Genomic DNA, 10509 nt, shown 5'->3' with positions numbered 1-10509 from the left:
CAAATCACTGCTAAAACTAGGCTCCGAATTCCAGGGCAGAAATTACGATATGCTCATAGCCCATACAACCATTGTTTTTACCAGATATATTTTGCTGGAATGGGAACGACGTAACAACCAGGACTCACGTAGTTACGGAGAAATATTCTATTTGTTATGCGATGAGGTACAGGATATTGACTACCAGACCGCCATACGGTATCTTTTGCTTTTTATTGCCGAACTGCGCAAAAAAATTTCCCAGGATTTATACGCAGAAATTTTGTGTCAAGTTCGATATTGGATTGCTGGTCAACCAGCATACATTAGGGCTTTGATGCCTGTTTTAAACTGCGAAATTTGAGTAATTCATTTAAGCTGCTGAAGACTTATTTGCTAAGCAGGTAGAAAAATATTAAAATAAGATGAATCTATAAAAGGGAGAGAGTCGTTTTTATGTTTGCCGCATACTTTTACCGCATATACGAGACGGGAAAAGAAATTGACCTAGACCTGCTGGAAAAAGAAATGTCTGATGACCACAACATAAGCCGCCAGCGTTTTTTGCGCGTTAAACCAAGCTCTATCCAGCTTGATGTTCCTCCTCTACTTATAAACTTGGGAAATCTGGCTATCAGCCACCGGAAAAATAAAATTGTTTTACAGGCTAAAGCACGCATATACGACATAGGAGCGGTCAGTATCTGCCTTAGCTATGAAAATAAAGGGAATATACCAGCAGATCTAACCGATTTTGCCCTCTCCTTTGCCGGCCAGAAAGGCCTGGAAGATGCTTTTTCCCTTTATATAGATATACTCGCCAATACTTTATCTGCCTATTTAGGGGAAATAAAAATCGATCCTGACTTTTATGAAGATTATACTATCTACCGCATCACCAGCCCGGAAGAAGTAACCGATCCCATGCCTGTTCTTATGGGGGAAAAAACCGACTTTAGCCCCCAAATGCGTCAGCAGATAATGAACAATACCTTATCCTATAGCCGGGATGATTTTGCCATAATAAGCTGGGACACTGCCTTACTTTGCGACCCGGAAGACCCGGAAGATTTACGGGATCTGATTGAATTTGCCAATGTTCAGCTTTTAGAGCTCCGTTATTATGATGCTATTCTCAACAGGCATATGGAAAAAATGTATGCTGATATTGAAGAAGCGGAAAAACTTTCGCGCTATGCCCGTTTAAGGCTTTACCGGCAAATAATGACTGAACTTATGGAAATAATAGCCGATATAACTGAAGTAACAGAAAAAATAAAAAACTTCATAAAAATAACTGAAGATATCTATTATGCCCGGGTTTATGAAACTACCCTGCGGGTTTTAAGAACTTATCAATGGTCAGAAAGCTTAACCCGGACAACTAATGTAATCTATCAAAACTACTCTCTTTTAAGCAATGAAGTAAATGTGCAGCACTCTAATTTTTTAGAATGGATTATAATCATACTCATAGCTTTAGAATTTCTTTTTGCCATCCTGCAGACCGTATTTTAAAAAACAAAAAGGCGGTTCTTCCGCCCCCCTTTATTACAGGCTATTTCCAGTAAGGCATATATTGTTCTACATCTATACCATGACAGTACATCCAGTCCACAAATTCTTCATAATGTTCCCTATCCCAAATATCTTCCCGCAAATATCCTTGCCACCACTCCATAAACCCCTTTAATATTTTCCGGCAGGTCATTCGTCTTCACCTTCCTTCAGCTTATGCCCTCCAAAAAACCCTCTCCTAAAACAAAAACAGGCATCATCTGCAAATCTAGATAAACGCCTGCTTTAAACTCCATTATTTCTCATGGCTATCGCCTCTCTTTCCGGTTCAAGCCTTTTTAGCCTAACCACGAGAGAAACTATCCTTCTAATTTAAGAATATAACGGATACAGCCTTTAGTCCAGCCCTAAAAATTTGGTATACAATATTCCTGTTTACTTATTTAGACGTGTTATTTTTTATCAGGTTCTGACTGATTTTCTTTTTTAATTCTTTTGAGCCTTTCCCCTTCTAAACTGGAATATTTTATTATTTCCACATCATCTAAAGTTATGAGCCCTTCTTTAATCATACCGTCAATTTCCTGCAGGTATTTTTCTATATATTCCACACTGTCTACTATCTCAACTACCACAGGTAAATCAGAAGATATATCGACAATCCGGCTGGTTACAATACGGCTGTGTCCGCCAAAACCTTCAATGCCTTTAGTTACCGTAGCCCCTGCCATATCCAACTCCTTAGCCTTTAAAACCAGGGCATGATAAAGCGGCATATTTTTATACTTATGTCCTTCACCAACAAATATCCGGAGTCGCTTGGCAGGACCGGAAAATTTAAAAGTAGCCAAAAATTACACCCCCATTATAAAGCTTTAGCCAGCATGAAACCCAAAAAAGAAGCTCCCAAACACAAAACCAGATTAAGCCCTACATTCAATAAAGCATAAGTATAGAGCCCATCGCGCAAAAGCAAAAGGGTTTCCGCCGAAAAAGAAGAAAAAGTAGTAAAAGCACCGCCAAAACCTACTACGAGAAAAAAGCGCAAATTAGGAGACAAAGCCCCTTCTATCCCTTTAAGCACCAGATATCCTACCAGAAAACAGCCGATTACATTTACTATTAAAGTGCCGTAAGGAAAAAAAGTCCCCCATTTTGAAGCAGCTGTGGTAGCAGTCATATATCTGGCCAGGGCCCCTAATACACCACCTGCTGCAATTAGCAAGTAAGCTGCCACTATCCCACCTCCGTCTAAACAACTTCGCTTTGCTGCCAATCCTGAAATTTTTTCTTTAAATAAAAAAGCTGTCCACCCTAATAATATTAAGCAAACAGCTTTAAAAAAGCAAACTAATATCAATTTTATCTAGGCAAACTGAGCCTCAAGCCAGTCTTTTATTTCATCTCGAACCTGGGCAAAAACCTTAAGGATTTCTTCCTCACTTCCTTCGGCTTTAGCCGGATCAGGAAAACTATGGTGCAGATATTCCCTGCCCCCTGGTATATAGGGACATTCTTCCCTGGCATTATCACAAACCGTAACTACATAATCAAACTCCATATCCGTAAATTCATCTATGCTTTTCGAGCGGTGGCTGCTGATGTCAATCCCTATTTCGGCCATAGCCTTTATAGCATAAGGATTTACCCGGAATGGTTTAGTGCCGGCACTGAAAACTTCAAAACGATCTCCATACATTGCCCGCATAAGGCCTTCTGCCATCTGGGAGCGGGCTGAATTCTGAGTACAAACAAAGATTATCTTTTTTTTATTTTCCGCCATCTATTTTTCCCCCTTCATTTTAAATTATTTAAATTTTAGCTCCCCTTCTTCTAATTATCTTGCTGCTAAAGCCTGGGCAATCACCGACTGCACCAGCGGACGACATCAGGTGCCAGCCGGGTTAGTTTCTACACAGCGGCATCCGGTATTAGCACCCGTATGCTTTTGTATGTCTTCTAAAGTGCTGCAGCATTTATCTACTGCTACATGCTTCCATATCTCTTCATCTGTCACCTGCTGGCAGTAGCATACAGGAACCGGCGATTCTTCTTTAAACCATATGGGTACCTTAAGCCTGTCTTTAGGAATAACCTGCCCGGAAGAAGTATAATAACCGATATTACATGCAGGTGAGAGACACAAATAATAAGGTCCATCTTCTAATCTGATTCCCGGGCATAAGTTTTCTACCGTACGCCGCAAAACTTTCTTTCCCCTGGTATTACATAAGGGACATACCGGCTGTTTACTTATGATTTCAGTTTTATCTAAGCTAGCCATGCAAAATATCCTCCCATGATTACTATTATAAGTCCAGCTACTTTTTCCAGAATGTTATTCCATCTGGCAAATACATCCATACGGGTTAAAAGGCCGGTAAAAGTGCCTGCAATCACAAGCGGCACCCCGCGCCCTAAAGCATAGATAAAAAGCAGGGTAGCTCCATAAAGCCACTTGCCGCTGGCTAAAGCTAAAGAAAGAATAACAAGAAGCACCGGCGTTCCACACTGCGAACCTACCAGCCCCATAACCAGCCCCAGTAAATAACTGCCAGAAAGCCCTTTAGCTCTGTCCGTATAACGCCAAAGGCTGCTTCCGTAATTTATATTAAACTTTAATATTCCCATAAGATTTAAGCCCAGAATAATACATACCCCGGCTACCAGATAATAGATAATCATTTTCTTTACGCCAAAGATTCCGCCGGCTGCAGCTATAAAAAGCCCCAGCAGCATAAAAGTAGTAGCCGTACCTAAAGTGAAAAAAAGCGAAATAACAAAGCTCTGCCTGCGGCTTGCTTCCTGTCCCCCTACATATCCAATAATTATAGGCACCATGCTTAAATTACAGGGGCCAATGCTCGTAATAATCCCGGCCACGAATACTAATATATATCCATAGAGTGAAAACTCGCTTAAAATCCCGGGAAGTACCTGATTAAGCCACTGTTCCAGCCTACTTCACCACCTTATTAAGCTCTTCCCGTAAGGTATCTTCCGGAATAATACCTATATTATGATAGGTTATCTCTCCCTTTTTATCTATTATATAAGTAGTAGGTATATACTTTATTTCATATTCCCGCAAAAGATCATAATTACCCCTCTCATCTACATTTACATTGATAAAAAGCACTTTACCTTCGTATTCCGGCTTTATCCGGTCAAAAACCTTCTTCATCTCCACACAGGGGGGACAGGAAGTAGAACTGAAAAGAAGCCACATCGGCTCCCCCTTTTCTTTCGCCTCTTTAATTTGCCAAACGACATCTTCTCCCCCGGGAGAAGTATTTTTTTTCTCATCATTACGGCTTGCTAGATAAAATCCGCCGGCCAGAAGTATTAACAAAATAAGTAAAGCTAATTCCCGTTTTCTTTTCATACAGCCACCTTTCCCCTGATATTATTTGCATATATCCGGCAGATGTATATAAAAACAACACCTGCCGGCATATAAGATTTACATATTGCTAATTATCTTTCCCTGCCTTAATTTCTTCCAGCAATTCAAGAACTGACTCGGTTGAAACTTTACCAGCCAAACGCGGCTGTCCATTTATAACTGTAAAGGGGAAAGAATATCCCATCTTTATGACCTTTTCTAAAACCGCAAATTCACCCGGCTCTTTTCCGGTAGTATCTATAAAGTTTACTTCGACTTCATCTCCATACTTTTCTTTAACTGCTTTGGCCATGTGCTCATATTCCATTTTCACTTCCTCTATACCACAGCCCCCGCTGCATGCACAACACCCTCCACCAGCGTTTACTCCCGCATAAACCTCAACCAGAATTTTACTCATTATAATTAACTCTCCTTTCTCTTATAATTCAATAATATCTACTCATTGCGGTTTTGCATTTCTTCCTGGATAAACTTCTTTATCTCTTCCCTTTTCAAGACCTTGCCTGCCGCCTTAACCTTGCCATTAATTACTAAAGCCGGAGTCATCATGACCTTATAGCTCATGATTTTTTTAATATCCTCCACCTTAGTTAATTCAGCAGCCACATCCATTTCTGCCAAGGCACTTCGCACTTCTTCTGCCAGCTTATTGCACTTGGCACATCCAGTTCCCAGAACCTCAATTTTCATTCCGTCATCCTCCTTTATTTTGCATTTCATTTTTAACCAAAAAAGTGGCCATAAGCCCATCCGGTTAATGTAGCCATAATTACTACCAGCACAAAATAGGCTAAAGTACGCTTAAAACCCATGATCCGGTTTACTACCAGCAGGTTGGGTATACTTACCGCTGGTCCGGCCAGAAGCAGGGCCAGGGCTGGCCCCTGGTTCATACCCAGATTAATAAGCCCCTTTACAATTGGAACCTCGGTTAAGGTTGAAAAATAGAAAAGAGCACCTATAAGGGAAGCTGCAAAATTGGCTATAAGAGAATTTTGTCCTACATATCCCGCAATCCACTGCGGAGGAAGGACTGATGTAACCATACCTACCAGGAAAACCCCTACCAAGAGGGTTGGAACTACCATTTTTACCAGGCTCCAGGTTTCTTCCATCCATGATTTAAATTCCCCTTCCGCAAAATAGTAACGAACCATAACCGCAATCAAACTTATAAGCCCGATGTCTATGGTAATTTTTATCCAGGGTTCCAGTTTACTGGTACTAACAATAAGTATAGCTACCATAGTGCCAAAAAATACTACCAAAAACTTGACTGATTTTTCGCTGGTTTCCCCCGGCAGTTCTTCAATTTCTCCCAATCTTTCTTTTTCGGAATGACGAAAAAGAAAAGACATTATGACCCCTATCACTATAGAAAATAATACGGCACCAACTCCCCTGGCTACCCCCATATGCCAGCCAATAGCAGCACCGGTAAGGGATATAGCCAGAATATTTATAGCCGGCCCTGAATAGAGGAAAGTGGTAGCCGGCCCTATCCCGGCCCCCAAGCTATATATCCCGGCAAAAAGCGGCAAAACCGTGCAGGAACATACGGCTAAAAGCATCCCTGATACTGAAGCCACCCCGTAAGCTACCCATCTTTTAGCCCCGGCTCCAAAATATTTTATAACTGCACCCTTAGTTATCAGCACCGCCATGGCTCCGGCAATAAAAAAGGCCGGTACCAGACAGGTTAACACATGAAAAGACAGGTAATCCAAAAGCTCATTAAATCCGCCTTTAAGCATAGTAAATATAAAGTCCATTTATTTCTCCTCCTGGCCATTTATTCTACTTTTCTTGCTCAGACTTTTTCTTCTTATAGCACAGGTATCATAATCCAAATTTTGCATCCGCTTTACTTCTTCGGCAAACTCCTCCACTTCATGCAGTGGACGGTGCATAAAGAAAGAAAACTCCTCCATAAACCAGTCAAAAAATTCCCGGTTAAAAGAACATATCCTCTTTTTACCCTCTTTGCGCTCTTTGACCAGCCCTGCCTGCTTCAAAATTTTCAAATGCTGAGAAACCCGGGGCTGGCTTATGTCCATTATCTCTTCCAAATCGCATACACAAAGCTCCTTTTCCGCCAGAAGCCTTATTATCTTGAGCCGAGTCGGCTCCCCCAGAGCCTTAAAAACCTCTTCGTACATCTCTTTCTTCCCCCCTGATCTGCTACAACTGTTCCGGAACATTCATATATTAGTATATACTTATATGTTAATATATAATCTTTAAAATGCAATATGCTAAAGCCAGGTCGTTATAGAATATTTTTATATACAAAATAAAAAACGGTTTAAGCTCCAGGCTTAAACCGCAGTAAACCATAATTTATATCTTAAATTTATCTATACTTTCCTTCAGCTTCATAACTATTTGCGTCAGATTCTGAGCAGTAGCTGCTACTTCCTGGGAAGATGCTGTCATTTCCTCAGAAGAAGCTGCCACCTCTTGTGTAGCCGCCGAGTTTTCTTCCGCAACCGCACCGGCACTGGCTACCTTTTCTACTACTACATCTTTGGCATTCACAATGCCCTGCATCTGCTTGTAGGTCTCATCTAGGTAGAAAGGTACTTTCTCAATCGAACCTAATATATCATCAAAGGAACGTATGCTGTTTTTCAGGACTTCTACCTGCTTTTCCACCAGTATCTCTACTTCCTGTGCTGTTCTGGTAACCTCGCCTGTATCTCCCGTTATAGAAGCTACCAGGCTTGCTATCTTTTCGGTAGAAATCCGGGATTCTTCTGCCAGTTTTCTTACCTCATCTGCTACTACGGCAAACCCCCGCCCGGCTTCTCCGGCTCTGGCCGCCTCAATAGCTGCATTAAGGGCTAAAAGATTAGTCTGTTCAGATATACCTGATATGATGCCGGTTATGCTGCTTATCTCCTGCACCGATGAAGTAAGATTTTCTACTTTATCTACAACTACCGCAAAAGCTTTGCGTATATCTTCAATCGACCGGGTAAGCTTATCTAATTCTTCTTTGCCGGCATCTGCCTTGCGGGCCGTATTATCAGTTTCCTCTTTCAAATCCTGCAGGGCATTATAAACATGGTCTATGCTCTCAATAACCCCCTGCATAGCTTCCGATATATCCATAAGGTCCTTAGCCTGATTAGTTGCCCCTTCGGCTACCTGCTGCATGGTAGTAGCAACTTCCTGAGAAGAAGCTGCCATTTCCTCCGATACTGCCGCTAAAGATTCCGCATGGCTGTTTACCTCATCTGATTTCGCTTTTATATCCCCAATCATCGTACGGAGAGAATCCTGCATGTGTTTGAATATTCTAGATAGATGGCCGATTTCATCATGGCGGTTTAAGAGTTTTGCATCGACCTCTCCGGTAAGGTCAAGCTCGGCAATACGCTGGGTATTCCCCACCATCTGTATAATAGGCTCGGCCAGCATCTTACCCAGGATATAACTTACTATAAGACCGATAAATACAACGAAAAGAGTAACCAGGAGGTTCTGCTTCTGCATTTTCTTAACTTCAGACAAAAATTCACTTTCCGGTGCAGTAACAGATAATATCCAACCTGTACCTTCAATAGGCATATAAGCATTATATATATACCTGTTATTAAAATAGTAGCGGGAAAAACCCTGCTTTTCGCTAAGCATCTTTTTAAAAGTTTCGGCTACCGATTCCATTGTCTTATCTTCTTTAGCCTTTTCTATCGGATTAAGCTGATCTATAACCTTCTGCCGGTCGTGGTGGGCAATAACGGTTCCTTTTTCATTTATTATGTAGGCATAACCGGTTTCTCCAAATCCCATATCATCAACCATTTCACTTAAGGCATTGCCATCTCTTCTTCCCACCAGTACACCAGCCACTTTTCCCTCTTTCTTTATGGGGGCCGCAAACATAACTACCGGCTGCCCGGTAACCCTGCTTATAATAACATCTGACAGGTTAGGCATTCCTTCAAAAGCCCTTTTTACATAATCCCGGTCCCCAAGGTCAGCCACCGTTCCGTCATCATAGTAGGCCTTGCCGTCTGGATAAACAACGGCTAAAGCTAAAAAACCGTAGTTTTCCTTCGCTTCTCTTAAAACCGGAAGCTGTCTCTCTAAATCCATACTCTTTATTTCATCATAATAAGCCAGGACTTCCAACTGCCTTAAATTCCCTTCTATACGGCTGGCAACTGTCCGGGCATCTTCTTTAGCTACTGCTTCAAGTCCTATCCTTCCCTGCTCCAAAACCGCTTTTTTGGCCATGCTGGTAGCCAGCAAACCTGTGCTTATAGATGCCAGCACTACCAGGATTAAAATTCCCGCAATTATTTTGGCTCTTATACTTTTCAAAATCTCTCTCCCCTTATTTCTCGATTATTTTTATACAGATACCAAAACAGCATAAATCTTTTTGTAAATTAGGACTTTCTACCTCCTTCTGCTTGTTTTTCTATTTTTCAACAAAAAATATGCTTTATTCAACATATTAGTACTACAGTAAATAAAAAGCAAGGTATTTAACCCTGCTTTTTATCTTATATATTTATATTTATTTTTTATCCCAGTATAACCCTCAAATCTTCCTCCACTGTTCCTATCGGTTTAAGGCCGAATTTGTCAGCCAGCACCGCCAGTACATCGGGAGAAATAAAAGCTGGCAGGCTCGGCCCTATCCTTATGTCCTCTATGCCTAAGTAGAGAAGGGTAAGAAGAATGGAAACTGCCTTCTGTTCAAACCAGGAAAGGAATAGATTTTATCATCTGCTATCCTCTCCGGATCAAAGTTAACATTAGTAAGGGTAGCAAACATACCTTCTAAAATAAGCGCGTCTGCTTTTCCTGTTTCTATTCCCTTTTCTCTAGCTGCCAGCGCTACCTCAGAGAGGCCTTTTAAAACATAAGTCAATAAATCCTGCAAAAGGGCCACCTCTTCCTTTTTGCCGCACACCCCCACTGAAGTACAGGCTATCCCTTTTGAAGTTTGTTCACACTGATTACAGTACATTCCATCTTCCTGGTTACTCAAACTGTACAAAATCGAACAGTTTGAGTAGCTGGGCTATTTATAGTCCGCCATTTCAGAGAGTGCCTATTCCCAGCAGGCGATATTTAAGCACTCCCATAGCCCCTGTCCCAAGAAACAGGAGCTCACGCCCTTATCCGGGTCTCCCCACTTGCCCTGAAAAGATTACTCTCTTCAGGACAGAGATGTCTCGCAAGACCTTCTCGGGAGAGAGTGGCGTTACCACCGCTACCTTGAGAACTCGCCAGAGATTGTAGCTTTCGCTACCAGCACCAAGACTTGTTCCACCCAGAGGCCTTGATGCCTTCCCAGGCTCACTCCCAAGGCTTTGTATCAGTTTTATTGCTTTGTCTATTTCCTTTAGTTGTCTCTTTTTTAGTTGTTTGTTTTTAACTGTTTTTCTAACATACTCTTTTAGTTCTTCCAGTTCGTCAGCGTCTAATTCCTTCAGAATCGCCATATACCCTTCAGGAATTTGCTCTTTTAGTCCAAGTCCTCTTCTTGCTATAACATACGCTGCTGCAATGTCCTTGCTTATCATATACTGCGGTGCATATTTCAGCATCCCTATCACGGATGTGTAGGCGGGATTGACCTCTAT

General features: G+C 41.6%; 14 protein-coding genes and 3 pseudogenes. 2 read left to right on the top strand and 15 right to left on the bottom strand.

Annotated features, from left to right (window positions below; translation table 11 throughout):
• Both BUB92_RS10190 and BUB92_RS10185 read left to right on the top strand, forming a co-directional pair.
• Window positions 1-343, top strand: a pseudogene (locus BUB92_RS10190) (IS4 family transposase); the annotation flags it as partial.
• Window positions 344-435: 92 nt separating this feature from the next.
• Complete coding sequence (locus BUB92_RS10185; protein WP_073093413.1) at window positions 436-1497, top strand: hypothetical protein; 1062 nt, start codon at window positions 436-438, stop codon at window positions 1495-1497.
• 40 nt (window positions 1498-1537) lie between these two features.
• Here BUB92_RS10185 and BUB92_RS11590 read toward each other — a convergent pair whose 3' ends face one another.
• The 15 genes and pseudogenes from BUB92_RS11590 to BUB92_RS10115 form a co-directional block, all read right to left on the bottom strand.
• On the bottom strand, window positions 1538-1690 hold the full coding sequence (locus BUB92_RS11590; protein ID WP_159432332.1) for a hypothetical protein: 153 nt from the start codon (window positions 1688-1690) through the stop codon (window positions 1538-1540).
• A gap of 259 nt (window positions 1691-1949) precedes the next feature.
• On the bottom strand, window positions 1950-2348 hold the full coding sequence (locus BUB92_RS10180) for a DUF190 domain-containing protein (RefSeq protein WP_073093411.1): 399 nt from the start codon (window positions 2346-2348) through the stop codon (window positions 1950-1952).
• Between the two features lie 14 nt (window positions 2349-2362).
• Window positions 2363-2734: a fluoride efflux transporter CrcB gene (gene crcB, locus BUB92_RS10175; protein WP_143156935.1), complete on the bottom strand. Its 372-nt coding sequence runs from the start codon at window positions 2732-2734 to the stop codon at window positions 2363-2365.
• A gap of 129 nt (window positions 2735-2863) precedes the next feature.
• On the bottom strand, window positions 2864-3280 hold the full coding sequence (locus BUB92_RS10170) for an arsenate reductase ArsC (protein ID WP_073093409.1): 417 nt from the start codon (window positions 3278-3280) through the stop codon (window positions 2864-2866).
• Window positions 3281-3388: 108 nt separating this feature from the next.
• A pseudogene (locus BUB92_RS10165) lies at window positions 3389-3781 on the bottom strand ((2Fe-2S)-binding protein); the annotation flags it as partial.
• Complete coding sequence (locus tag BUB92_RS10160; RefSeq protein WP_073093405.1) at window positions 3769-4380, bottom strand: cytochrome c biogenesis CcdA family protein; 612 nt, start codon at window positions 4378-4380, stop codon at window positions 3769-3771. The gene BUB92_RS10160 and the pseudogene BUB92_RS10165, both read right to left, overlap by 13 nt.
• A gap of 76 nt (window positions 4381-4456) precedes the next feature.
• Window positions 4457-4882: a TlpA family protein disulfide reductase gene (locus BUB92_RS10155; RefSeq protein WP_073093403.1), complete on the bottom strand. Its 426-nt coding sequence runs from the start codon at window positions 4880-4882 to the stop codon at window positions 4457-4459.
• A gap of 88 nt (window positions 4883-4970) precedes the next feature.
• Entirely contained in the window at window positions 4971-5303 is a 333-nt protein-coding gene (locus BUB92_RS10150) for a hypothetical protein (RefSeq protein ID WP_073093401.1), read from the bottom strand.
• 38 nt (window positions 5304-5341) lie between these two features.
• Entirely contained in the window at window positions 5342-5596 is a 255-nt protein-coding gene (locus BUB92_RS10145) for a thioredoxin family protein (protein WP_073093400.1), read from the bottom strand.
• A 32-nt stretch (window positions 5597-5628) separates the two neighbouring features.
• The gene (locus BUB92_RS10140) at window positions 5629-6678 is read right to left on the bottom strand and encodes a permease (RefSeq protein WP_073093399.1); all 1050 of its coding nucleotides are present in this window, start codon (window positions 6676-6678) and stop codon (window positions 5629-5631) included.
• Window positions 6679-7065: an ArsR/SmtB family transcription factor gene (locus BUB92_RS10135; protein ID WP_073093398.1), complete on the bottom strand. Its 387-nt coding sequence runs from the start codon at window positions 7063-7065 to the stop codon at window positions 6679-6681.
• 181 nt (window positions 7066-7246) lie between these two features.
• The gene (locus tag BUB92_RS10130) at window positions 7247-9235 is read right to left on the bottom strand and encodes a methyl-accepting chemotaxis protein (RefSeq protein ID WP_073093397.1); all 1989 of its coding nucleotides are present in this window, start codon (window positions 9233-9235) and stop codon (window positions 7247-7249) included.
• 206 nt (window positions 9236-9441) lie between these two features.
• Window positions 9442-9639 (bottom strand): annotated as a pseudogene (locus tag BUB92_RS10125) (hydroxylamine reductase); the annotation flags it as partial.
• Complete coding sequence (locus BUB92_RS10120) at window positions 9576-9890, bottom strand: hypothetical protein (RefSeq protein ID WP_073093396.1); 315 nt, start codon at window positions 9888-9890, stop codon at window positions 9576-9578. The gene BUB92_RS10120 and the pseudogene BUB92_RS10125, both read right to left, overlap by 64 nt.
• 151 nt (window positions 9891-10041) lie before the next feature.
• Window positions 10042-10509: DUF2192 domain-containing protein (locus BUB92_RS10115; protein ID WP_143156934.1), on the bottom strand; the 468-nt coding region annotated here is incomplete at its 5' end.

Origin of the sequence: Thermosyntropha lipolytica DSM 11003 (assembly GCF_900129805.1) — a bacterium.
GTDB classification, from domain to species: domain Bacteria; phylum Bacillota; class Syntrophomonadia; order Syntrophomonadales; family Syntrophomonadaceae; genus Thermosyntropha; species Thermosyntropha lipolytica.
The sequence above is the reverse complement of the archived record's forward strand: the minus strand, read 5'-3'. Positions and strand labels throughout refer to the sequence as shown.